The sequence below is a fragment of the Streptomyces yerevanensis genome, assembly GCF_000716805.1.
Classification (GTDB): Bacteria; Actinomycetota; Actinomycetes; order Streptomycetales; family Streptomycetaceae; genus Streptomyces; species Streptomyces flaveus.
The window spans coordinates 16,411-38,186 of the sequence record NZ_JNWJ01000015.1; the positions used below are offsets into that span (position 1 = coordinate 16,411).

Consider the following 21,776-nt stretch of genomic DNA (forward strand, 5'->3'; position numbering starts at 1 on the left):
GAAGGACATGGGGCCCACCCCTTCCCGGAACTCCGGGAAACCAAGGTACCTACAGATCGCGGACGACCTTGTCCAGCAGATCCAACAGAAGGTTCTGGAGCCTGGAAAGCAGGTACCCAGCGAATCCGACCTCATGAAGAAGTACGCCGCGTCGCAGGGCACGGTTCGCAAGGCGATGTCCGAACTGAGGGCAACCGGCCTCGTGGAGACCCGGCACGGCAAGGGCTCTTACGTGAAGCGACGCCCGCCGGTGAACCGAAAATCTTCGGACCGGTTCCGCCGGTCGCACCGCACTGCCGGTAAGGCTGCGTACCTGGCTGAGGCCGAGCAGGCAGGAAGCAAGCCCAGCGTCAGCGTCCTGTACGTCGGGCCCGTCGACGCTCCGGAGGAGATCGCGGAGAGGCTGTCAGTTCCGACCGGTGAGAAGGTGCTCGCGCGTCGCCGCCTGTACTTCAGTGACGGCATCCCGACTGAAGAGGCCACCTCCTACCTCCCGTGGGACATCGCCAAAGACATCCCGGAACTGTTCCAGGAGAACCCTGGCGGGGGCGGCATCTATGCCCGCCTGGAGGAGCACGGGCACACGCTGAAGGAGCTGTCAGAGACGGTCCGCGTCCGTCTGGCCACGAAGCAGGAGATCGGCGCCCTGAGCCTGAGCCCCGGCTCGCCCATCATCCATCTGACGCGCAACGCGGAATCTGAGGCGGGTCGGGTGGTCGAGGTCTGCGACACCTTCATGGCCGCTGACCAGTTCGTTTTGGAGTACCGGATCCCGGCTGGCGACTGAAGCGCCCAACTCCTGAGCCCCGGCCCGTCGCAGCGATTTCGCGCGGCGGGTTGACTCATGTACATGAGTTGGGCACTCTCTTACATGTCACTCCTGCACATGAGTGCAGGAGTGCAGGTGTCTGCCATGCGCGACGCCTGCACGGCAGCGCCCGGAAGCAAGGCCCGGATTCCGCACTGCGAAGAACTCAACAGAGTGCCGACCCAGCCGCCTGAACACGGGCGGTCGATGGGTGCGGGTCACCACCCCGACCGCCCATGTCGGGCTGGGTGACCTGCCCGGATCCGCCCTCCGGGGCGGTGACGGCATTGCTTGATCTGACACCGCAGAACCTTCCGCGGGCCGTACGAGCCCGCGCTGAGCACCAGTGCTCACGGTCCCCGACACCGCGCCGTACGCGGCGGTGTGTGCCGGGTGTCCGTGAGCGCTCGTACTGCACGAGACGCCGACGTACAGCGGCTCGCGGCCTTCTGGGAGCTCCCAGAAGGCCGCTGTTCGGGCCGCTCCATTGTGAGGAGAGAAGTCCTATGAAGTGCATCGTCGCCGGCCGTGAGGCCGTCACCGCGGCGGAGTTCGCGGAACTGGCGCTGGGCACCCCGGTTGAGTTGTGGCTCGGGGTGGAGGGCGAGACGGACGAAGAGCGCGCGGCCCGTCTGGACGCGGCCCGCGACATCCTGGCCGACCCCGAGTTCTGCGACCTGCCCGACGACCTGATCCGCCTGGCCGCGCGGGTCGTCGACGACCACCCGGACCTGTTCAACGTGGTCCCGCTGGTCCGTCCCGCCCTGCGCCGCACAGCGCGTAAGGGGGTTGCGGCATGAGTGAGGGTCTGACGCTGGATGACTTGGCCGTACCGCTGCGGGCGCTGCGCCTGCTGGCCGCGGACTTCGGGCACCTGCCGGCGCCGTCCGTGGAGGTGTCCACCATCTACCCGGACCGGCTGAAGCTGACGTTCTTCGACGACCTGTCCGGCTTCGAGGCATGGCGCGACGCCTTGGGCATCGCCCCGGACGCCGTGACCTACCGCGAGCAGAGCGGCGGCCGTACGCGCGTCCTGAAGGCGACCGCGGAACATGCGGGCGCGGGTGTGGACTTGGTCGGTTACAGCGACGTCACCGCCCCGCAACTGGTCGGGACGACGGTCTGATGCCGCCGGCGTTCGGCAAGTGCTACGACCCTTCCGGCGCCCGACACGGCATCCCCACCTACCCGTGGCGCTACGCACCCGACGGCCTGGCGACCAGACGGCAGTTACGGGCCCGCGGCCTGCGCCCCGGCGGACAACCGATCGCGGCGCAGGTGCTGAGGCCGCGCTATCGGCGCGGCCCGCTGGTCGCTTACCTCTACCGGCTCGACCGGGCCAAGCCCGTGCGGCCGATGACCCCGGGCCGCGCCGCCGCGCTCGCCAAGGCGATGCGCGCCCGCCGCACCTGCCCGCAGTGCCGCACGGACGCCGGATACGTCATCCCCGCATCGCTCGGGGTGTGCGTCCCGTGCGCCTACCCCGATGACCAGGAACAAGAGATGGAGTGAGTACATGGACTGGAAGGCAGCAATGCGAAAGGCGGCTCACTGGAGCCTGCCGGTCGGTCTGACCGGCCTGTCGCTGGGGTGGACCGTCTACGCGGTGGGGGAGATCCTCTCCCGTCAGGCTCCGGCGCCGCTCGCGCTGACCGTGGCCGGTATCTACGACGCGGTATGGCTGTACGCGCTGGCCATGGAAACCGCGCACCGCAGGCAGGGTTCCAAAGGGACGCTGCCCGCCGTTCTCGGGTGGGTTTTCCTCGTCACGTCGGTCGGCGTGCTCTTCACGCACGGCCTGATGTACGCGACGGGCGTCGTCGCGGTCATCGGAGCGGTGGTTCCGGCCGCCGCCAAGGCGACGCTGATCATGGCTGTGGAGCGGGATTCCACTCGGATTTCCCCCGCGGCGCAGCAGCAGATCGACGCCGTCCGCAGCGCCACGCGGGATCAGGTGGCGATCGGCCGTGCCGTCACCCGGGCCAAGGTCGACCGGCAGAAGACGGCGGCCGTCCTAGAGCGCGAGGAGCGCAAGGCTCGCGGGCAGGCCCAGAAGGTGCGCCACGAGGCGGCCGAGGAGCTGACGAAGGTCACCACAGAGCACCCGGCGGCCGGCGTCCCAGAAGAGGTTCCGGCGCTGTTCTCGGACGAGGATCTCGCCCGGGTGCTGGGCCAGTGGTCGGACTCGGGTGTGTCCCCGGGTGCGTCCCCTGTGTCCCCGCAGGTCGACCCCGTGTCCCCGGTACCGGCGATCCCCGCACCGCAGGGCGCGGGACACGCCCCGATCGACCGGTCCGGTCTTGCCGAGGTGGCGGCCGTGGCCGGCGTCGAGACACCGGAGCCCGGTGAGCCGCTGACCGAGGACCAACTCACGGTCGTCCTGCGGTGGCTGCGCCACTCCGAGAACCCCCCGCTGAGCTACCGGAAGGCTCTGGCCGCGTACCGCGCGGCGGGCTTCTCCGCGAAGGAAGAGCGGGTGCGCAAGGCATACGCCGCCCTGATCGACGCGGAGGACGCGGAAGCGTAAGAAACCGTCCGGCACGACGCAATGAAGGCCAGCCCAGGGCTAGTGGGCTGGCCTTCGTCGCGACTGCCGGAAGCAGTCGACCGCACCAGTGAAGCAGACCCGGTGAGCCCCGGCGAGCGGCATGTTCGCAGACCCGGCGCGCAGACCCGGTGAGCTGGCACATCGCGCACCGCACAGCACGCCAACCACCCCTCCGACCAAGGAGTTTCGCTGTGTCCAGCCGTACCCGTACCCGCACCGTGAAGACGGCCGCGGGTGTCCACACCGTCCGTCTCCCGCGTCAGCGCGGGCGCCGCTCCGCTCAGCCGTTCGTGGTCGTGGTGCCCGAACGCCCGTCTCTGACCCGCGAAGTGCTCGGCTTCCTGGGGCGCGCGCTGTGGCGCTTCCGCGGCTCGCTCGCCCCGACCGGCTTCGCCCTGCTGGCCCTGGTCGTGACCGCGCTCCTGCACCTGCTGGGCTGGTGGTCCGGCCTGGTCCTCGCCCCGCTGGCCGCGGCCCCGGTGCTGTGGCTCGGCATCCTTCAGCGCCGCCGTCCCGCCCGCGGTTCCGCGCTGGCCTGGCGCATCGCCCTGGCCGCGCTCACCACGGTCGCGGCGGCGTGGGCGGCACTGGCCGCCGGCTTCGGCCCGCTGGCCGGTCCGCTGGAGCTGGTCTGGCTCCTGACCCTGATCGCCGCGCAGTCCGCCTGGCTCATCGTCCGCCGCACCCACTGACTCCAGAGGAGAACGCCTGATGGCACCCACTTCCCGCCCCCGTACCGCCACCGGCCGCCCCGCTTCCGGGGCCAACGGCGCGGCCAACAAGCCCAACAAGTTCGCCAACGCCGGTGCCGCCGCGGGCGGGTTCGTCGGCGCGGTCGGCGGCTCGTTCGTCCCGCCGATCAACGTCACCGTGAACAACAACAAGGGCGCGGCCCGCGCCAACGGGGGCCGCTCGCACTCCCAATCCCTGCTGCCTGCCCCGGAGTTCACCTCTCCGGCGCAGGTACGGAACTACTGCAACACCCTGCGGGCGGCCGGTGTGACGCTGTCCATCGAGGTCGCCATGGCCGCCGAGATCCTCAAGGGCATCCTCGCGGCCGTACCGGACCCGGAAGGCCGCGCGTTCGGCTCCCGCATCCGGGCGCAGAAGGTGGCCCGCAAGATGCAGCGGTCCGCCGACGCGCTGCGGGACGCCGCGAAGAACGCCGCCGCCTGCTACTCGACCTTTCAGCAGCAGTACGAGGAAGAGATCAACCGCGTCCGTCACCGTGCCCGGAAGCCTCAGCAGCCGGTCATCGACTGGGCCCAGCAGTAAGGAGGTTGCTCGATGGCTGAGCGCAACGCACAGCAGCAGCTCGCGGAGCTGCTGGAAGTCCAGCTTCAGGGCGGCTCGAACGCCGGAGGCGTCGGCCAGTACCTGCTGCACCGGGCCAAGCCGCACATCCCGCCGTGGCTCGGCTGGGCCGGAACCGGTCTGGCCGGTGCCCTCGGGCACTGGAAGTGGGCCGACAGTGCGGGCGCCGGGGTCGGCCTGACCCTGGCGTCCGTGGCGCTGACCGGCGGCGCGTGGCTGATCGGCAAGTCGACCAGCCAACAGCGGCGCCTGCACTCGGCCATCACCGTGGCCGCCGGGTCGGCGTGGGTCACCGCCGCCTGCCTGGCCGGACCCACCGCCGGGCCGCTCGATGACCTGTACCTGATGGGCGGCCCGGCGCTGGCCCTGTCGTGGAACGTCCGCATGCTCATGCGGCACAACCCCGACGCCACCGGCGAAGGCTCGGACAAGGGCCTGCTGGACAAGGTCGGATTGGCGCGGGCGCAGATCGGCACGGCGAAGGTCGAGCCGAACCGCGTGACCGCGCCGGTCGCGCTGGCCCCGGGCGAGCAGACCAACGACGACATGACCAAGGCACTGGGCAACCTCGCCTCCGCCCTGGACCTGCCGAAGAGCGCCGTCCGCTACACCCCCGATCCCGGCTCCGAACGGCGCGGGGACCTGGTGATCGTGCCGGAGGACATGCTGGCCGACGTCGTCGAATGGGAGGGCCCCTCCAACCTAGGCGGGTCGATCGCGGATCCGCTGGTGATAGGCCGCTACGACGACGGCGCCCCGCTCGTGATGTGGCTGCCCGGTGACCCGGAAACGGGCCGCAACTCCACGCACGGGCTGATCGCGGGCGGCACCGGGTCCGGCAAGGGCGATGCCGCCCTGAACCTGCTGACGGAGATCCTCTCCCGCCGGGACGTGATCGTGTGGTTCTCCGACCCGAAGGCATTCCAGGACTACGCGCCCCTGCGGCCCGGTCTGGACTGGGGCGTGGAGGGCGGCACGGGCACTGAGGTGATGGTGGCGGCCGTCGAGGCCGTCATCCCCGCCCGCACGCGCTGGCTGGGTGCCCACGGCTACCGGCAGTGGGTTCCCCAGGCGGCTCAGGTGCAGAACGACCCGGCGCACTCCTGCCGCACGGATGGCACCGCGTGCGGGTGTGCGGGGATGCCGTTCCTGGTCACCTGGTTCGAGGAGGCCGCCAACACCCTCCGCGCGCTGGGGGATGACGCGTTCACCGGCATCGCGCAGGAGGCCCGCTCCGCGGGTATCTCGCTGGTCGTGTCGCTTCAGCGCCCGTCGTACGACCAGATGTCGACCAGCACCCGTGCTTCGCTGCCCTCGGTGATCGCGCTGGGCTGCGATGCGCGGGACGAGGGGTTCTCGCTGCCGGATGAGGTGCTGGCGCAGGGCGCCCACCCGGGCGCGTGGGGCAATCGGCGGCCCGGCTACTGCTACGTCGTCAGCCCCGGCATCCCCGAGGACCGCTACGCCTCCCCGGGCCGTACCTGGCGGTTCACCACCCGGGCCGTGTCGGTCATGGAGCTGCTGGCCACGTGGGCGCAGCGCAACGGCGCCACCGCCGACCCGGTCACCGCCGGTGCGGCATCCGGCGTGGCCGGCCGCGCCTACACCGGCCGCACCACCGACGACGGCACCCCGCAGCCCCTCGTGCTGCGGGCCGTCGAGGAGGAGGACGACATGGACCACGGCGGACTCCTGGTCGACCCCGAGAACGCGCACATCGACCCCGAGGCCGACTTGCCCGACACGGAGGAGGGCGACGACGCCCCGATCTTCGGGCAGGAGACGGGCCGCAAGCCGTCCCCGGAGGAAGCACGGCGGCTGTTCGCCGACGCGCTCGCGGAGTTCGAAGCCGAGGGCCGCATGATCGTGGGCCCGAAGGACTTCACCGACTGGTGCGACCGGCACAACCTCTCCCGCTCCTGGGTGTCCCTGCGGCTGAAGGAAGCCGCACAGGAGGGCCGGTTGGACGCCACCAACGCCACCGGCCGGTGGCGCATCGTCCCCGCCCTCACGGCCGCCTGACACCCGTAACGCGTTACGCCCGCCTAACACCCAAACCCCTAGGCAGGCACACGCGTTACGCGCCCTAACAGCGGCCGTTCACACCGCCTAACACCTGCTCGTAACACCCCACCCGCGGGCCCGCGCACGCCTCCGTGCGCGGGCCCGCAGCCGTCCCGAAGGGAGCCCCGTGACCCACCTCGAACGGCCCGCGGCCGTCGAACTCCACCACCCCGAACCGATCACCGTGGACCCACCCGCCGCACCCCTGATGCCGGTGCAGCCGGGCCCGCCGCCGGCCGTGCAGTCCATCGTGCTGCCCGACGGCCGCGTCGTCACCGGCTACAGCCTCAACCGCCCGCCCGCTCCGGCGCCGGTCGCCACACGGCCGGCCGTCTCGCGCACGGCGGTGAACATCGCGCTCGGCGGCATCGGGTTCGGCGCGGTGTGCGGCGGCCTGGTCCTGCTCACCTCGTTCATCGCCGCCCTGACCGCGTTCATCACCCAACTCATCACCCTCGCCGCGGTCATCTTCGGCGGCTGGATCGCCGTGCAGATCTTCGGCGCCACCGGCCACCGCAACGGCGGAACCACGGTCAACATCCGCAGGGCCGTCATCAAGCGCAGCCACTTCCACGGCTAAACACCCCGAGAGGAACACACGTGTTCGAGATCCGCGTCATCTGCGAGCCGGACGACGCCGAACGCGTCGGCCAGGCCCTGGCCGACGCGTTCGACACCGGCCCGGCACGCCAGTACCCCACCCGCGACGGCAGGCGCACCCGCCTGTATTTCACCGCCGACCACCGGCCCACCACACCCGAAAGCGAGTGATCCCATGTCGTTCGGAGAGACCCCGATCACCATCATCGGCAACCTGACCGCCGACCCCGAGATCAAGGTTCTCGAATCCGGGCAGGCCCTGGCCCGGTTCACCGTCGCCTCCACCCCGCGCATGTTCGACCGCGACGCGAATCAGTGGAAGGACGGCACGTCCACGTTCTTCCGCTGCGCCGCCTGGCGCGCCCTCGCGGAACACGTCGCCGACTCCCTGACGAAGGGTTCGCGGGTGGTGCTGTCCGGGCGGATCCGTCAGCACGACTGGAAGACCCCGGAGGGCGAGAACCGCTCGATGCTCGCGGTCGAGGTCGACGAGATCGGCGCCTCACTGCGCTTCACCACCGTCACGATCAACGGCAAGACCGCGAGCAAGCCGGACCCGTCCGCCGACCCGTGGGCCACCGACAAGGCTTCGGCGGGCTCGCAGTTCATGGACAAGCCGCCGTTCTAGATACGCCCGGGGCGACCGCCGCTCTCGCCAAAGAATCGCGGTCGCCCCGGCTTCCAGCACATCCCAAGAGAGAACTGGAGACCCCCAGCATGACCCATTCAGCATGGGCGCGCAGCGAGCAACGGACTGTGTCCCTGCCGCCGGCCGCATTGCGGCTGCTGCGCGAGATCGCCCAACGCGACACCGGCGCCGGTGTCGCCTTCAGCTCCGCGCCGTACGGGCGCTGGCAGATGGACGGCACCGCCTACAAGGTCAACGACCGCACCTTTCACCCGCTGGACGCAGCCGACTTCATCGACATCGGCAACGGGCGCACCGACCGCGTCAAGGTGACCGCGGCCGGCCGCGCGTACCTGGCCACCCTCGATGGGGAGGGCAGCGCGTGAGGTTCTACCTGACCACCCACAAACGCCATTGGGTCCGCCTCACAGACGTGCCGCTGTTCCTGAAGTCGGAGCACTTCGTGCAAGCCGTCAAGCTCCCCGAAGCCCGCGGCCGTTATGCGGTCGACTCGGGCGGCTTCTCGGAGCTCCAACGGCACGGCCGCTGGACGCGCACCCCGCGCCAGTACGTCGACGATCTGCGCCGCATCTGGGAATGCGTCGGCCCCTACGACTGGGCTGCACCGCAGGACTGGATGTGCGAAGACCTCATCATCCACGGCGGCAAGGCCGGACCGCTCACCTTCGTGGGCACGCACCTGAGCGTCGCCGAACATCAGCGCCGCACCGTCGCCAACTTCCTCGAACTGCGCTCGATGGCTCCGGAACTGCGGATCATCCCCGTATTGCAGGGCCGCACCGTTGCGGACTATGAGCGCTGCCGGGAGCTCTACGAACGCGCCGGGGTCGACCTCACCCGAGAAGCGACGGTCGGGCTCGGCTCGGTCTGCCGCTTGCAGTCCACCCGTGAGGGCGCGGCCATCGTCACCGCGATGGCCGCTCACGGGCTGCGCCTGCACGGCTTCGGCTTCAAAACCCTCGGTCTGGCCCGGGTGGGCCATCTGCTGGCCTCCGCGGACTCCGCCGCCTGGAGCTCCCACGCCCGCTACCGGCCCGCGCTGCCGGGCCACACCACGCACAAGAACTGCGCCAACTGCCTGCCCTACGCCCTGCGCTGGCGCACCCGCGTCCTGAGCGCGATCCCCGCATGGCACCAACCGCCTCTGGACGGGAGGACAGCCACATGACCACCCGCCAACACCTGCTCGATGCCGCCCTGGAAGCCGCCGGCCGCGGCTGGCCCGTCCACCCGCTCCGGCCCGGCGGCAAGGGTTCAGCCCTGCACGGCGAACGCGCCTGCCCCCACACGGGCGAGTGCGCCGGCGGACACGTGAAGTGGGAACAGCGCGCCACCACCGCCCCCGCCCGCATCCGCGCGGCGTGGACGGCGGGCGCGTTCAACGTCGGCATCGCCACCGGACCCTCCGGCCTGGTCGTCGTCGACCTGGACGTACCCAAGGAGAAGAACGGGAAGGGCAGTTCGGACGCGCCTGACGGCGCGACGTCCTTTGCGGCGCTCTGCGAGCGCGCCGGAGTGTCCTGGCCGACTACCTACACGGTGCGGACGCCCTCCGGCGGCATGCACCTGTACTTCCAGGCGCCGCCGGGTGTCCATCTGCCCTGCACCGCCAAGTCCGTGGCGCCGAACGTCGACACCCGGGCGTGGGGCGGCAACATCGTGGCCGCAGGCAGCATCACCAGCGCGGGCGCGTACGAGGTGGCCGACGACGGCCCGGCGGTGGCCCTGCCCGGGTGGCTGTTGTCGCGGCTTCGGACTGCGCCCAAGCCCGTTGCGGCGCCCGCCCCGCTACTCATCCCGGGGCAGGCCACGCGCCGGGCTGAGGTGGCCCTGGAGCGCGAGACCGCGCGAGTCCGGAAGGCCCCGGAGGGGCAGCGGCATCACCTGCTGTTGACCCGCACGATCGTCATCGGGCGGTTCGTCGTCTGGGGCGAGATCGCCCGGGACGTGGTCGAGCAGGCATTTGGGGTGGCCGGTGAGGCGGCCGGACTGCCGGCGGCCGAGTGCCGCGCGACGATCCGCGACGCGCTGGCCTACTCCGCCCGCACCTGCCGCGCCCGGGAGACGGCATGAACCACAACCCGCCCCGCCCGCAGCCCAAATGCCCTCCCCACACCGCCGACCGGCCGGACTGCGCCGACACGGCGTCACCCCTAGTTCCGGGGTGCGGCCAAGAGAAGGCCGCCCGTCAGGGCGTCCTTTCAGCCCTTCCCTCAGACCAGCCCCCGAGCACCCCACCGCCCGGTGACGGGCGCTTCCCCGTGGCCTGGCTCCACATCCGCGCACCCCGCGGCGCCACCCCCACCGCCACCTCGAAGTGCCTGTGCGGCCGTGACCGCAGCGCCATCGGCCACCGCAAGGTGCGCGCCCTGATCGCCGACCACGAAGCCCACCGAGACCTCTGTCCACTCCGTACCACCCAGGAAGGGAGGAACGCCGCATGACCAGCCCCAACCCGCCCGCGCCGCCGATCGACGGCGCGGCCCTGCTCGACGAGGTCGAAGCGTTCCACCGGCGCTTCAACGTCTTCCCCACCGAATCCGCCTACGTCGCCGTCACCCTGTGGGACGCACACGCTCACCTAATCGACGCGTTCGACGGCACGGCCCGGCTCGCGTTCCTCTCCCCGGAACCTGGATCGGGCAAGTCCCGCGCGCTGGAGATCGTGGAAACCCTCACGCCGAACGCCGCGATCACCGTCAACGCATCCGCCAACGCCCTGTTCCGGCTGGTCGAAGCCACCGAAGGTACGCCTACCCTGCTCTTCGACGAGATCGACACCGTGTTCGGCCCGAAAGCCGGCGACAACGAGCCGGTGCGCGGCTTCCTGAACTCCGGCTACCGGCGCGGTGGGCAGGCTCTGCGCTGCGTCGGGGACGGCTCCAACCAGAACGCAGGATGGTTTTCGTCCTTCTGCGCCGTCGCCATGGCCGGTCTCGGCTCTCTGCCGGACACGATCCTGACCCGCTCCGTCATCATCCGCATGCGCAAGCGCGCCCCCAACGAGAAGGTAGAGCCCTACCGGCGCCGCAGCCACGAGAAGCAGGGCCACGCACTACGTGACCGTCTCGCGAAGTGGGCCGACACCATCCGCGACGCCATCGCCGAAGCCTGGCCGGTCATGCCCGAAGGGGTTTCCGACCGTCCGGCCGACGTGTGGGAACCCCTGCTCGCGGTCGCCGACGCGGCCGGCGGACACTGGCCGGAGCGGGCCCGCGCCGCATGCGTGGACCTGGTCCACGCAGCCCAGGATGACGACGAAGCCTCCCTCGGGATCCGGCTGTTGACCGACCTGCGCGACAAGGTGTTCTGCGGTGCTGACCGCATGCCCACCGCCGTCATCCTCGAATGCCTGCTCGGCATGGACGACGCACCATGGGGCGACCTGGACGACAAGCCGATCAACTCCCGCACCTTGGCGAAGTTGCTCGGGCAGTACGTCACGTCGGCGAACAAGCCGATCAGGCCGCGCGGCATCCGCACCTCTTCCGGCACCCCCAAGGGCTACTACGCCGAAGACCTCCAGGACGCGTGGGCGCGGTACTGCCCCCCTCCCCCCGGAGAGTCCGCAACAGCCGCAACGTCCGCCACACCGCAGGTCAGCGGGGGTGAAAGTGTGGCGGATCCCCTGCCTGGCATCCGCCACACGCCCCCGGAAACCGACGCGCGCCCGCTCCGGGTGGCTGGCTGACCAGCACGGATGCACAGGTGCCGCCACGCGCTTGCGTGGCGGCACCTATCCGCCACACATCCGCCGTCCGCCACAAACACAGGCCGCTGACCAGCAATGTTGCGGCGTGGCGGATGTTGCGGATCCCCCAGAGGCCTGAAGCCAAGGAGTCGCAACATGGCCCGACCCCAGATGCTCAAGCTCCCCGAAGTCCTCGAAGAGATCGAGATGAGCCGCGCCGCCTTCTACCGCATGCGCGCCCGCGGCAAGGCACCGAAGCTCATCAAGTTGCCGAACGGGCAGATCCGTTGCCGCCGCCGCGACCTGGACGCGTGGTGGGCCAAGCACGAGATTTCAGCCTGACCGTTGACCGACCGAAGGGACCCCACCGCACGGTGGGGTCCCTTCCCCGTGAGGGAGCAAGATGCACAGCTACGACGTGCGCATTTGGAGCGTCCGGAAGCGTCCGAGCAAGGCCGCTCCGTTCCAACTCCGTTGGCAGGTGGACGGGACGGAACATCAGGAAAGGTTCGTAACCAAGACACTCGCGGACGCCCGACGTGCGGAGCTGCTGACCGCGACCCGCAAGGGCGAGCCGTTCGACACGGAGACCGGTCTTCCCGTCTCGGAGGTGCGCGAGCGCAACCGCACGAGCTGGTACGCCCATGCTCGTTCGCACGCCGCGCGGAAGTGGCCGACCGCAGCGGCAAAGCACCGTGCGAGCATCGCGGAAAGCCTGACCATCGCCACGATGGCGCTGTGTCCCACGGGCAAGGGCCGCCCGGAGGACGACCTCCTACGCCGCGCGCTCTACCAGTGGGCATTCAACGCGGGACGCCACGGCCAGGAACCGCCGGAAGCGGAGGCCAAGGCGTTGGTCTGGGTGGAACGCAATGCCCCGGCCGTCGTCGACCTGGATAGCGCCAAGCGCATGCGCACGGTCCTGGAACACCTGGCCAGGCGCCAGGACGGCAAGCCGGCCGCCGCGAACACCTTCCGGCGCCGTCGCGCCGTGCTGAGCAACTGCTTGCGCCTGGCAGTCGAGCAGGAACTACTCCCCGGCAACCCCCTGCACCGCGTGCATTGGGAGACGCCCAAGGCGGTGGAGGAGCTGGACGTACGCAGCGTCGCCACGCCCGCACAAGCGCGGGCCCTGCTGGACGCGGTTCGCGCGCAAGGAACGCGCGGCGCCCACCTGGTCGCGTTCTTCGCATGCATCTACTACGCCGCAATGCGGCCGGAAGAGGTGTCCATGCTGAGTGCCGACCAGTGCGAACTACCCGAACAGGGATGGGGGCGGCTCTTGCTTTCCGGCGCCCGGCCGCAAGTAGGTTCCGCCTGGACGGATGACGGCAAGCCCTATGAGGAACGGCAGTTGAAGCACCGTGCCCGCCGGGCGGTCCGGCCAGTGCCCATTCCGCCGGTCCTGGTCGCCATCCTGCGCGCTCACCTCGACACGTTCGGCACCACGGCCGAAGGCCGACTGTTCAGCGCCGTACGAGGGGGCCCGGTCCGGTCGCAGGAGTACGGCGTCGTCTGGAAGGAAGCCCGCAGGAAAGCGCTCACCGCCACGCAGGTGGCCTCTCCACTGGCCGCCATCCCGTACGACCTGCGACACGCGTGTGTGTCGTTCTGGCTCCGCTCCGGAGTGAGTCTCGCTGAGACCGCCCGCCGCGCAGGGCAGAGCGTCGCAGTTCTCCAGCGCTACTACGCCAAGGTGCTGGACGGCGAGGAGGGGAAGATGAACGCGCTGATCGACCAGGGTTTGGCGGAGCACGAGGGCGAGGGGGAAGGGCCGTAGTTCTTGGCCGCAGGTTGGCCGCACGCGCTGGTCAGAAGTGGGATACCGGCGATCCAGGGTGAGACAAGGTCACGCAGAAGGGGCGCCCCTCCGGAGAGTGGCACCCCTTCTGACCTGCAACGCTTCTGACCTGCGCGGTGGGTGTGGGATTTGAACCCACGGTGACATCGCTGCCACGACGGTTTTCAAGACCGTTCCCTTAGGCCGCTCGGGCAACCCACCCCGCGCCGGCCGGAGACTGGCGCGGGATCAAGACTAACGGGTCAGCTGTCGTGGCGGGTCAGCTGTCGCCCTCCCGCTCGCCGAGGGTGACCTCGGTCGTGTTGGTCTTGCCGTCGCGGGTGTACGTGAGGGTGACGGTGTCGCCGGGCTGGTGGGTCCAGATCTCGCCGATGAGGGCGGGGCCGCTGTCGATCGCCGTGTCGTCGATCTTGGTGATGACATCGCCCGGCTTGAGACCGGCCTTGTCGGCGGGGCCGCCCTGCTCGACCGCGTCCGCGCCGCCCGCGCCCTCCTCCGTGATCCTCGCGCCGCCGGTGCCCTCCTCGAGGGAGACCGAGGCGCCGATCACCGGGTAGACCGGCTTACCGGTCTTGATCAGCTGCTGGGCGACGTTCTTCGCCTGGTTGATCGGGATCGCGAAGCCCAGGCCGATGGAGCCGGACTGGCCGGTGCCGCCCAGACCGTTGCTCGCGGACTGGATGGCCGAGTTGATGCCGATCACCGAGCCGTTCGCGTCCAGGAGCGGACCGCCGGAGTTGCCCGGGTTGATCGAGGCGTCGGTCTGCAGGGCGCTCATGTACGAGGCCTTGCCGCTGGAGCTGCCGTCGCTGGAGGCCACCGGGCGGTTCTTGGCGCTGATGATGCCCGTGGTCACCGTGTTGGACAGACCGAAGGGCGCGCCGATCGCGATCGTCGAGTCACCGACGGTCACCTTCTCGGAGTCGCCGAGCGGCAACGGCTTCAGATCCGCGGGCGCGTTGTCGAGCTTGATGACCGCGACGTCGTAGCCCTGTGCGTTGCCGACCACCTCGGCGTCGTACTTCTTGCCGTCGGGGAAGGTCGCGGAGAGCTTGCCGCCGTCGACCGCCTCCGCCACCACGTGGTTGTTGGTGAGGATGTGGCCCTGCTTGTCGAAGACGAAGCCGGTGCCCGTGCCGCCCTCGCCGCTGCCGCTCTCCGCCTCGATGGTGACGGTGCTGGGCAGTGCCTGGTTGGCGATCGCCGCGACCGTGCCCGCGTCGCGCTTGAGGTCACCGCCGCTCTGCGAGGCGGACACCGTCGTCGAGCCCGTGGAGGTGTCGTTGCTGTCGGCCGCCCAGTAGCCGATGCCGCCGCCCACGCCGCCCGCGACGAGCGCGGCCACCAGGACCGCGGCGATCAGGCCGCCGCGACCGCCGCCGGACTTGGGCGCGGGCTGCTGGTACGTGGATCCCCAGCCGGCTCCCGAGCCGCCGTTCGCGTACGCAGGCGTGGCCGGCGGAGGCGGAGGGGGCCAGGCGCCCGTTTCCGGACCGGGGGCGGCACTTGTGTCGTCGGGCGCCCCGGAGGGCACTGGGGGCAGCACGGCCGTCGGATCGCCCTCCTGGGATTCCGGACGGGGACCCGTCCGCGGCGGAACCCCGTGCTCCGGGTGCGTGGAAGCAGCGGGAGCGTCCACCGGCACAGGAGGTGCAGACGGGGCGGGGGGTACCGCGTTGCCCTCGTTGGTGCCCTCGTTCTCGGTGCTCACAGCTCTTCCTCTCGATCCACTGCTGCTGTTTCCGGTCGCGCTCGGTCTCGCTCACTCATATGTGCTCTTACGTGTTCGTGATCCGGCGCGATTCAGCTGTGCATGTACTTCTTTGTATGCCGTCAGCTTTTCCCACGGGACGTCAGGGCGCCATAAGCGGTGCCTGTGGGTCCGCGACCTTACCTTTACGCCTCATGAGTCACGACCTTCCTTTATATAGGACCAGTCCGACATAACCATCGCAGCTTCTGGGCCACCGCCCTTGGCGCGTACCCACGCGCGCGGGCACCATGACGCAGCCACGCGCGCGCGGGTGGCACCATGACGCGGTGACCCACGCACGACAGCACCTGATTCAGGTGGTCGCCCACCGCGGCGCCTCCGAAGAGGCCCCGGAGCACACCCTGGCCGCGTACGAGAAGGCGATCGAGGACGGGGCGGACGCCCTGGAGTGCGATGTACGGCTGACCGCGGACGGCCACCTCGTCTGTGTCCACGACCGCCGCGTCAACCGCACCTCCAACGGCCGCGGCGCCGTCTCCGCCCTGGAGCTCGCCGACCTCGCCACCCTGGACTTCGGCTCCTGGAAGAACCGCGACGAGGCGCCCGACTGGGAGCAGCAACGGCCGCCGTCCTGGGAGCAGCAGTCCGTCCTGACGCTCGAGCGCCTCCTTGAGCTCGTCGCCGACGCCGGCCGCCCCGTGGAACTGGCCATCGAGACGAAGCACCCCACTCGCTGGGCGGGCCAGGTCGAGGAACGCCTGCTGCACCTCCTGAAGCGCTTCGGCCTGGACGCCCCGGCCTCCGCAGCCGAGTCGCCCGTACGCGTCATGAGCTTCTCGGCACGCTCGCTGCACCGCGTACGGGCGGCCTCCCCGACGCTGCCGACGGTCTATCTGCTCCAGTTCCTCTCGCCCCGGCTGCGCGACGGGCGGCTGCCCGTGGGTGTCCGGATCGCGGGTCCGTCCATGCGGATCGTGCGCAACCACCCGCTGTACATCGAGCGCCTGAAGCGGGCCGGTCATCAAGTTCACGTATGGACCGTGAACGAACCCGAGGACGTCGATCTCTGCGTCGAGCTGGGTGTCGACGCCATCATCACCAACCGCCCGCGCGCGGTACTGCGCCGACTGGGCCGCTGACCTGCGAGGTCCCGAGACCTCGGCCAGACCGTCGAAATCCGGCCACGTGCTTACGGGGAGTGCTCCGGCGCGTTCGGTCCGTGTTCGACGGTTACGAGTGCGTCACTGCATGTGCATCGGCCGGTTTCCGGTCCAGTCCAGGGGGGCATCCACACCGTGGCGTGGGGCGAAGGAGGTCTCGGGGGTGGCGTTGGTGGTGGCACAGGAGGTGCCCACGTCGTCGAGCATGGCCGTACCCCATGGCCCTGCGGGCGTGGGGGAAGCAAGACAGCGGATGCGCGATCAGTTGCGCACCGGTGGCGTGGCGGAAGCGGTCATCGACGATGCCGTACTGATCCTTTCCGAACTGCTGAGCAACGCGTGCCGGCACGGCCGGCCGCTGGGCGACGCGCTGGCGGGGGACGGCGATGTCCGGGCCGCATGGCGGGTTGATCCGGGCGGACGGCTGACCGTCGAGGTGACGGACGGCGGTGGTCCGACCCGCCCGGTTCCGGCCACGCCCTCGGTCACCGCGCGCGGCGGCCGTGGGCTGAACATCATCACCGCACTGGCCGACGACTGGGGCGTCAGGGACGACGTCCAGGGCGAGGTCACGGTGTGGGTGGTCGTCCAGAAGAACGGACACACGGAGCACCGGCGCGACGACTTCGCCACGCGCATCACAGCTCCGCCGGTGTCCGCGATACCCGACCTGGACTTCGGGAACTCCTTCGACGACTTGGACTGAAGCGCGGGCTGGACCGAAGCGCCGGTTCCGGGACGACTCGGCAGGTTGTCCACAGGGTCCCGTCGGTCCTCGTACGAGCGGCTAGGCTCGCGCCCGTACGAGAGACGCCGTAACCGGGAGAAACCCACGATGGCCAAGAAGCGATCCCAGACGAAGGCCAGGCAGCCGCGGCCGCAGGACGGCGACATCCCTGTGGTGGGAGCCCGCGAGCCCTGCCCCTGCGGCAGTGGCCGCCGCTACAAGGCGTGTCACGGGCGGAGCGCGTCGCATGCCGTGACCGAGCTGGTGCAGCGCCCCTTCGAGGGGCTGCCGGGCGAGTGCGACTGGGTCGCGTTGCGCGAGCTGGTGCCCGCGGCCACGGTCGAGTTGACGCTCAAGGAGTCCCTCCCGGAGGGTGTTCCTTCGGTCACGCTCGCGACCGTCCTGCCGATGGCGTGGCCCGCGCTGCGCCGCGACGACGGCTCCGTGATGATCGGCCTCCAGAACGACGCCTCTTCCGGCGACATCAGCCGCGACCTGGCCGACACCCTTCAGCGAGCACTGACCGCCGAGCCCGGCACTCCGATCCAGGGCCGGCGCGCCCCGGGTGGGGGCACCTCCCGGTCGACCGGATTCGAGACTGGGGGAGGGCCGCGGCTGCAGGATCTCCTCGACCCCAAGGGCGCGTTCGAGCCCGTGGTGCACTCGGGCTTCGAGTTCTGGGTCCCGGACTCTCAGAACGCGACTCCGGACGTGACCGCGTCCCTGGAGCGCGCCAACGCCGCCGCCATCCCGACCGTGAAGCTGTCGGGCGTCGACGCCGCGTACTGGTGCGAGACCCCGGACAAGAACCATCTGCGCTGGGTCATGCCGCACGCCGAGGAGCAGCTTCTGGACGCGCTCGCGCGGCTGCACGCGGCCGGCCGGTCGAGCCTCGGAGAAGGCACCCGTCTCGTGGGTTCCTTCCGTGCGCACGGCCTCACGGTGCCAGTCTGGGATCTGCCGACCGGTGTCACCGCGGAGGACATCGAGAAGCCGGCCGCCGAATTCGCCGAGCGGCTCGCCACCGCACTGGCCACCGACGCACCGCTCACCGGGGACGAGCGCCGGGCGCGTGGCGGTCTCACCAACCGCCAGGTGACGCTGAGTTGACGCCCGTTCGACACCCCGTCTGCGGCTGACCGACCGGTCAGCCGCCAGGTGTCTCGCGGAATCGGTGACTCCTGTCACAACTCTCTGTCGTGGCAGGAAAATCGGTCTCCGAATAGCCGAGATCGAATTTGCGAACCGCCGATCTCTTGTTACCGTTCAATAGCCCGGTTGCTGGTGCATCCCCCGTCGCCAGCAACCGGGTCTTTGCGTTTCCGGATCCCGGCCCGCCCTCAGAGCGAGTCCCAACCGGCCCTCCCCGCAGGCGAGTTGACCATCTACGTGGCGGAGTCGCTCCCCGAGCGCAGCAGCAGAGGCCCCTCGGTGTCCGCCGCGAATTCCACGACCGCCGTGTATGCCCGCGTGTCCCCGATCGTGCGCTCCCGAGGTGTCTCGCACGCCCCCGGCTCGTCGTCCGCGCCCACCGCGCAGTGCATCCGGACGGTACGGCCGCCGGGTGCCATGAGGGTCAGTACAGCGGTGAGGTCGTGGCCGGTCGCGTTGCGGTAGTACGTGCGCGCCCAGGTGTCCCGCCCCTGGGTCAGCACGCAGGTCTGTGCCTCGATGCCGTCGGAGGAGAAGAGTTCGGGTCCGCAGCGGGCGGTGCCGACGAGATCCCGGCCGAGCAACAGCGGACTCCTGACCGGGCTGGGCCGCGATGCGGCCGCCTTGTCGTCGACCCGTTCGGATGTACGTACGGCCGCGGGACTCCTGTCGTCCACGGGCCCGGCGGAGGTCACGGCCAGCGGCAGCGCGGCCGCGAGCGCGCCGACGCCCGTCAGCGCCGGCAGACGAACTCTTCGGGAGCCCGGGGGTCGCCCCCCGGAGAAGCGCAGCATGAAAGGGACGATAACGACCAAGAAGGGCTGTTCGGTTCGCCGCGCGCCCGATTCCCCTACAACTCGGGTGCGCTCACACCCGGACGAGTGAGGGCCTCCACCACGGCGTCCACGACAGCCTCCACATCGGGCACCCAGGGCGCGGCCGAGCCGGGCAGCGGCGCCCGCTCCCAGCGGATCTGGCCCTGTCCGGTCTCGGAGGGGGGCAGCGCGAGATAGCCGCCCTCACCGTGGAAGCGCAACGAGCCGGGCACGAAGTCCTTGGCGTACAGCAACTCACCCAACTGCTCGAAGGAGTACGGCTTCACGAGCAGCGCCCAGCGCGTGGAGGAGGCGACCACCGGGCCGAGGCGCATACCCATGTGGTCGAGCGCCCCGAGCGCGCGGGAGGCGGCGAGCGCCGGCAGGCTCACCGCGCACGGGGCCTGGCCGCCGGTGGCGAGGACGATCGGCGCCGTGGGGCGGTTCGTCCACCACCAGCGCACCATGCGCTCGTCGGTGGTGGCCGCGAGAAGGGCGGGGTCGAAGGGGTGGGCACCTGGAACCGTGCACTCGGGATCGGGGCATCCGCAGCCGACCCGCCCCTGCGGGTCCGGCGCGACACCGGGGAGCACGGGCCACTGCCATGCGGTCGCGAATGTCAGGGCCGCGCCGAGCATCTCAGGCCTTCCATTGTTCCGCCTGGAAAGGAGCCTGCGTCGCCTTCCGAGGATCTCGCGCATGAGCGCTCGTTCCTTTCCGTTGCACGCCTGGCAACACCGAGGACCACATCACATCATGTGTCGATCACTTCACTGTGCGTACCTACTGGCGCATCACACCCCTGTCCAGGACAAGGGGAACCCCTATGGGCCGAGCACTGGCTGCGTCCGCGTCCATACTGCGCCTATCAACAGCATGGGCATGGCGTGGGGGTGGCGGCGCCTGGCGATTCTGTCCCGCGTATTGCTTGCCGCCTCCGTCACGGGAGGATGGGGCACGGTCGTCGGTGGTTAAGACGCCCGGGTCCGTCGCCAGGTTCCGGGACGAGCCCAACCACCCCTGGCCTTCACCGAGTACGTACCCATCACGACCGCTGTGACGCTCCGTCGAACAAGGCCAGTCGACCGCAATACACCGTAACCCGAGGCGGTTTTAAGCCAACTTTGCCTTTCTCGAGTTTCCCACAGACACCAGGAATCTCAGCAGGACAATGCTGGACATCCCCTGACGAGTACGTGTACATGTGGAGACACTGCTAGCGGCGCAGAATGACATGGGGGTTTGCGATGTTTTTGAGCAATACGCACCGGTCGGAAAGCCGGGCGCCATGAACGCCCCTCACCTTCCGAAAGTGGCTGGAATCGATTCAACGGTTCCGGGCCCCACACACACTGTCGCGCCCGCGCCTGCCGCCTCGGGTACCTCTTCGGCCTCTGCTCCAAACCCCCCAGGAGCCGTTCTCCAGGACCGTCTCGCCAGCTGGGTGTCCGATCTCACGACGCTGCACGAACTGACCGAGCGGATGGTCCGCACGGCGTCCTTGAGTGACGCACTTCATGAACTTCTGCACGCGGGAGCCGCCCTCGTGGGTGCCCGGCGCGGTCTCGTCGTCATGGAGCCGGGCGACGGCCTCGGCCCGGACACGACCATCGGCCTGGGCCTCGCCCGCGCCGATCTCGGTCATATCGAGACGGTTCCGCGCCGCTGCATGTCGTACGGGAAGATCCTGGACGGACTGCCCGGCGGCGAGGGAGAGATCACACAGCCCGATCTGTTCTCCGAGGACGGGCTCGACCCGCGTCACCGCGAGGTGGCCGCCCGGCTCGGCTACGCCGCGAGCTACGCGCTCCCGCTGTCCACCGAGACGGCGGGCCGCCTCGGCGCCGCCGTCTGGCTGTACGACGAGCCCGCCGAGCCGGTCGAGCGGCAGCGGCACCTCGTCGGTCTGTACACGCGGTACGCGGCCGAACACCTGGCCCGGCTGGTCGAACTGGAACGCACGCGCGCGTGCATGACGACGATCACCGGCGAGCTGCTTCCCTCGCGGCTGCCCCGGGTCTCCGGCGTCCAGCTCGCCGCCCGGCATCGCACCGGTCCGCGCGGCGGCGGCGACTGGTACGACGCGCTGCCCCTGCCGGACACCGCGCTCGGTCTCGCTGTCGGGTCCGTCACGGGGTCGGGGCCCAGCGCGGTGGCCGCCATGGGACGGCTGAGGGCGTCCCTGCGGGCGTACGCCGTGATGGAGGGCGAGGATCCCGTCGCCGTCCTGTCCGACCTGGAACTGCTGCTCAGGCTGACCGAGCCCGCCCGCAGCGCCACCGCCCTGTTCGCGTACTGCGAGCCCGCCTCGCGCAAGATCACGATGGCCGGGGCCGGGCACAGCCCGCCGCTGCTGATCAGTGAGCGGCGTACCGAGTTCGTGGAGACGTCGCTGTCCGCGCCGCTGGGCATGCTCGCCTGCTGGGAGGCGCCGAGCGTGGAGTTCCAGGCAGCGCCAGGAGAGACGGTTCTGCTGTACACGGACGGTCTGCTGCAGCGCACCGGCGACCCCACGGACCGGGCCTTCGCGCGACTGCACGCGGCGGCGACGAACGTGCCCAGGTCACTGCGTGCGGACCCGGGGGCGCTCGCCGACCATGTGCTGCGGACGGTACTTCCGGAGGAGCTCGACGCGGCCGACGGCCGGGAGGACGTGGTGTTGCTTGCGGCACGCTTCGAGTGAGTCGCCCGTAAGCCCGTAGGCCGTGTAAAAGGAATTCCGACTCCCTGGGC

Annotated in this window: 26 protein-coding genes and 1 tRNA gene; 22 read left to right on the top strand and 5 right to left on the bottom strand. The window is 70.3% G+C overall.

The features are described from left to right. Positions 1 to 7: 7 nt before the first annotated feature. The 18 genes from OP79_RS17735 (at position 8) to OP79_RS17815 (ending at position 13,454) form a co-directional block, all read left to right on the top strand. Positions 8 to 787 (top strand): GntR family transcriptional regulator, encoded by a 780-nt coding sequence (locus OP79_RS17735; RefSeq protein ID WP_033321216.1) that lies wholly within the window; start codon positions 8 to 10, stop codon positions 785 to 787. Between the two features lie 527 nt (positions 788 to 1,314). Further along, the gene (locus OP79_RS17740; protein ID WP_033321217.1) at positions 1,315 to 1,608 is read left to right on the top strand and encodes a hypothetical protein; all 294 of its coding nucleotides are present in this window, start codon (positions 1,315 to 1,317) and stop codon (positions 1,606 to 1,608) included. Beyond that, entirely contained in the window at positions 1,605 to 1,934 is a 330-nt protein-coding gene (locus OP79_RS17745; protein ID WP_033321218.1) for a hypothetical protein, read from the top strand. The genes OP79_RS17740 and OP79_RS17745 overlap by 4 nt, the downstream gene beginning before the upstream one ends. Then, complete coding sequence (locus OP79_RS17750) at positions 1,934 to 2,320, top strand: RRQRL motif-containing zinc-binding protein (protein WP_033321219.1); 387 nt, start codon at positions 1,934 to 1,936, stop codon at positions 2,318 to 2,320. The genes OP79_RS17745 and OP79_RS17750 overlap by 1 nt, the downstream gene beginning before the upstream one ends. A gap of 4 nt (positions 2,321 to 2,324) precedes the next feature. Continuing rightward, positions 2,325 to 3,335, top strand: a complete 1,011-nt coding sequence (locus OP79_RS17755) for a hypothetical protein (protein ID WP_157857323.1) — start codon at positions 2,325 to 2,327, stop codon at positions 3,333 to 3,335. 212 nt (positions 3,336 to 3,547) lie between these two features. Further along, complete coding sequence (locus tag OP79_RS17760; protein ID WP_033321221.1) at positions 3,548 to 4,048, top strand: hypothetical protein; 501 nt, start codon at positions 3,548 to 3,550, stop codon at positions 4,046 to 4,048. 19 nt (positions 4,049 to 4,067) lie between these two features. Beyond that, positions 4,068 to 4,631 carry a plasmid transfer protein TraA gene (gene traA, locus OP79_RS17765; protein ID WP_033321222.1) on the top strand — a complete coding sequence of 188 codons (564 nt, stop codon included), beginning with the start codon at positions 4,068 to 4,070 and terminating at the stop codon, positions 4,629 to 4,631. Positions 4,632 to 4,643: 12 nt separating this feature from the next. Next, positions 4,644 to 6,692: a plasmid transfer protein TraB gene (gene traB / locus OP79_RS17770; protein ID WP_106972416.1), complete on the top strand. Its 2,049-nt coding sequence runs from the start codon at positions 4,644 to 4,646 to the stop codon at positions 6,690 to 6,692. Positions 6,693 to 6,861: 169 nt separating this feature from the next. Further along, the gene (locus OP79_RS17775) at positions 6,862 to 7,314 is read left to right on the top strand and encodes a hypothetical protein (RefSeq protein ID WP_033321223.1); all 453 of its coding nucleotides are present in this window, start codon (positions 6,862 to 6,864) and stop codon (positions 7,312 to 7,314) included. A 20-nt stretch (positions 7,315 to 7,334) separates the two neighbouring features. Further along, on the top strand, positions 7,335 to 7,505 hold the full coding sequence (locus OP79_RS56005) for a hypothetical protein (RefSeq protein ID WP_169786203.1): 171 nt from the start codon (positions 7,335 to 7,337) through the stop codon (positions 7,503 to 7,505). 4 nt (positions 7,506 to 7,509) lie between these two features. After that, positions 7,510 to 7,962: a single-stranded DNA-binding protein gene (gene ssb, locus OP79_RS17780; protein WP_033321224.1), complete on the top strand. Its 453-nt coding sequence runs from the start codon at positions 7,510 to 7,512 to the stop codon at positions 7,960 to 7,962. Between the two features lie 89 nt (positions 7,963 to 8,051). Beyond that, a complete protein-coding gene (locus OP79_RS17785; RefSeq protein WP_157857324.1) occupies positions 8,052 to 8,348 on the top strand; it encodes a hypothetical protein in 297 nt (98 codons plus the stop codon). Further along, positions 8,345 to 9,151 carry a deazapurine DNA modification protein DpdA family protein gene (locus OP79_RS17790; RefSeq protein ID WP_033321226.1) on the top strand — a complete coding sequence of 269 codons (807 nt, stop codon included), beginning with the start codon at positions 8,345 to 8,347 and terminating at the stop codon, positions 9,149 to 9,151. Before OP79_RS17785 ends, OP79_RS17790 begins: the two co-directional genes overlap by 4 nt. After that, positions 9,148 to 10,056: a bifunctional DNA primase/polymerase gene (locus OP79_RS17795; RefSeq protein ID WP_033321227.1), complete on the top strand. Its 909-nt coding sequence runs from the start codon at positions 9,148 to 9,150 to the stop codon at positions 10,054 to 10,056. The genes OP79_RS17790 and OP79_RS17795 overlap by 4 nt, the downstream gene beginning before the upstream one ends. Before the next feature lie 188 nt (positions 10,057 to 10,244). After that, on the top strand, positions 10,245 to 10,427 hold the full coding sequence (locus tag OP79_RS17800; protein WP_033321228.1) for a hypothetical protein: 183 nt from the start codon (positions 10,245 to 10,247) through the stop codon (positions 10,425 to 10,427). Then, positions 10,424 to 11,674, top strand: a complete 1,251-nt coding sequence (locus tag OP79_RS17805; protein WP_033321229.1) for a DUF3631 domain-containing protein — start codon at positions 10,424 to 10,426, stop codon at positions 11,672 to 11,674. The genes OP79_RS17800 and OP79_RS17805 overlap by 4 nt, the downstream gene beginning before the upstream one ends. A 156-nt stretch (positions 11,675 to 11,830) precedes the next feature. After that, positions 11,831 to 12,016 (top strand): helix-turn-helix transcriptional regulator, encoded by a 186-nt coding sequence (locus tag OP79_RS17810; protein ID WP_033321230.1) that lies wholly within the window; start codon positions 11,831 to 11,833, stop codon positions 12,014 to 12,016. A gap of 61 nt (positions 12,017 to 12,077) precedes the next feature. Beyond that, on the top strand, positions 12,078 to 13,454 hold the full coding sequence (locus tag OP79_RS17815) for a tyrosine-type recombinase/integrase (RefSeq protein WP_033321231.1): 1,377 nt from the start codon (positions 12,078 to 12,080) through the stop codon (positions 13,452 to 13,454). A gap of 135 nt (positions 13,455 to 13,589) precedes the next feature. Here the strand turns inward: OP79_RS17815 and OP79_RS17820 are convergent. Together OP79_RS17820 and OP79_RS17825 are read right to left on the bottom strand one after the other, a co-directional pair. After that, a tRNA-Ser gene (locus OP79_RS17820) sits at positions 13,590 to 13,676 on the bottom strand. A 58-nt stretch (positions 13,677 to 13,734) separates the two neighbouring features. Then, positions 13,735 to 15,186, bottom strand: coding sequence for a S1C family serine protease (locus tag OP79_RS17825; protein ID WP_033321232.1), 1,452 nt, complete (start codon positions 15,184 to 15,186; stop codon positions 13,735 to 13,737). Between the two features lie 329 nt (positions 15,187 to 15,515). Here OP79_RS17825 and OP79_RS17830 point away from each other — a divergent pair, with 329 nt between their 5' ends. Next, positions 15,516 to 16,328 carry a glycerophosphodiester phosphodiesterase gene (locus OP79_RS17830; protein WP_033321233.1) on the top strand — a complete coding sequence of 271 codons (813 nt, stop codon included), beginning with the start codon at positions 15,516 to 15,518 and terminating at the stop codon, positions 16,326 to 16,328. A gap of 102 nt (positions 16,329 to 16,430) precedes the next feature. Here the strand turns inward: OP79_RS17830 and OP79_RS58040 are convergent, their stop codons facing one another. Then, entirely contained in the window at positions 16,431 to 16,556 is a 126-nt protein-coding gene (locus OP79_RS58040; protein ID WP_268979219.1) for a hypothetical protein, read from the bottom strand. On the opposite strand from OP79_RS58040, the gene OP79_RS17835 reads away from it, so the two are divergent. Continuing rightward, complete coding sequence (locus OP79_RS17835) at positions 16,513 to 17,055, top strand: ATP-binding protein (RefSeq protein WP_033321234.1); 543 nt, start codon at positions 16,513 to 16,515, stop codon at positions 17,053 to 17,055. The genes OP79_RS58040 and OP79_RS17835 overlap by 44 nt on opposite strands. Before the next feature lie 129 nt (positions 17,056 to 17,184). Continuing rightward, positions 17,185 to 18,186, top strand: a complete 1,002-nt coding sequence (locus OP79_RS17840; protein ID WP_033321235.1) for a DUF5926 family protein — start codon at positions 17,185 to 17,187, stop codon at positions 18,184 to 18,186. 275 nt (positions 18,187 to 18,461) lie between these two features. On the opposite strand, the gene OP79_RS17845 is transcribed toward OP79_RS17840, so the two are convergent. Together OP79_RS17845 and OP79_RS17850 are read right to left on the bottom strand one after the other, a co-directional pair. After that, entirely contained in the window at positions 18,462 to 19,022 is a 561-nt protein-coding gene (locus tag OP79_RS17845; protein WP_051744725.1) for a hypothetical protein, read from the bottom strand. A gap of 56 nt (positions 19,023 to 19,078) precedes the next feature. Beyond that, complete coding sequence (locus OP79_RS17850; RefSeq protein ID WP_033321236.1) at positions 19,079 to 19,744, bottom strand: bifunctional DNA primase/polymerase; 666 nt, start codon at positions 19,742 to 19,744, stop codon at positions 19,079 to 19,081. A 533-nt stretch (positions 19,745 to 20,277) separates the two neighbouring features. Between OP79_RS17850 and OP79_RS17855 the strand changes: the two genes are divergently transcribed. Next, a complete protein-coding gene (locus tag OP79_RS17855) occupies positions 20,278 to 21,726 on the top strand; it encodes a PP2C family protein-serine/threonine phosphatase (protein ID WP_078491851.1) in 1,449 nt (482 codons plus the stop codon). The last annotated feature ends 50 nt before the right edge of the window (positions 21,727 to 21,776 follow it).

Coding starts and splice junctions, on each gene's coding strand:
- OP79_RS17735 (WP_033321216.1), top strand. CDS start 8: ATGGGGCCCACCCCTTCCCGGAACTCCGGGAAACCAAGGTACCTACAG.
- OP79_RS17740 (WP_033321217.1), top strand. CDS start 1,315: ATGAAGTGCATCGTCGCCGGCCGTGAGGCCGTCACCGCGGCGGAGTTC.
- OP79_RS17745 (WP_033321218.1), top strand. CDS start 1,605: ATGAGTGAGGGTCTGACGCTGGATGACTTGGCCGTACCGCTGCGGGCG.
- OP79_RS17750 (WP_033321219.1), top strand. CDS start 1,934: ATGCCGCCGGCGTTCGGCAAGTGCTACGACCCTTCCGGCGCCCGACAC.
- OP79_RS17755 (WP_157857323.1), top strand. CDS start 2,325: ATGGACTGGAAGGCAGCAATGCGAAAGGCGGCTCACTGGAGCCTGCCG.
- traA (WP_033321222.1), top strand. CDS start 4,068: ATGGCACCCACTTCCCGCCCCCGTACCGCCACCGGCCGCCCCGCTTCC.
- traB (WP_106972416.1), top strand. CDS start 4,644: ATGGCTGAGCGCAACGCACAGCAGCAGCTCGCGGAGCTGCTGGAAGTC.
- ssb (WP_033321224.1), top strand. CDS start 7,510: ATGTCGTTCGGAGAGACCCCGATCACCATCATCGGCAACCTGACCGCC.
- OP79_RS17785 (WP_157857324.1), top strand. CDS start 8,052: ATGACCCATTCAGCATGGGCGCGCAGCGAGCAACGGACTGTGTCCCTG.
- OP79_RS17795 (WP_033321227.1), top strand. CDS start 9,148: ATGACCACCCGCCAACACCTGCTCGATGCCGCCCTGGAAGCCGCCGGC.
- OP79_RS17805 (WP_033321229.1), top strand. CDS start 10,424: ATGACCAGCCCCAACCCGCCCGCGCCGCCGATCGACGGCGCGGCCCTG.
- OP79_RS17810 (WP_033321230.1), top strand. CDS start 11,831: ATGGCCCGACCCCAGATGCTCAAGCTCCCCGAAGTCCTCGAAGAGATC.
- OP79_RS17815 (WP_033321231.1), top strand. CDS start 12,078: ATGCACAGCTACGACGTGCGCATTTGGAGCGTCCGGAAGCGTCCGAGC.
- OP79_RS58040 (WP_268979219.1), bottom strand. CDS start 16,556: ATGCTCGACGACGTGGGCACCTCCTGTGCCACCACCAACGCCACCCCC.
- OP79_RS17840 (WP_033321235.1), top strand. CDS start 17,185: ATGGCCAAGAAGCGATCCCAGACGAAGGCCAGGCAGCCGCGGCCGCAG.
- OP79_RS17845 (WP_051744725.1), bottom strand. CDS start 19,022: ATGCTGCGCTTCTCCGGGGGGCGACCCCCGGGCTCCCGAAGAGTTCGT.
- OP79_RS17850 (WP_033321236.1), bottom strand. CDS start 19,744: ATGCGCGAGATCCTCGGAAGGCGACGCAGGCTCCTTTCCAGGCGGAAC.
- OP79_RS17855 (WP_078491851.1), top strand. CDS start 20,278: ATGGGGGTTTGCGATGTTTTTGAGCAATACGCACCGGTCGGAAAGCCG.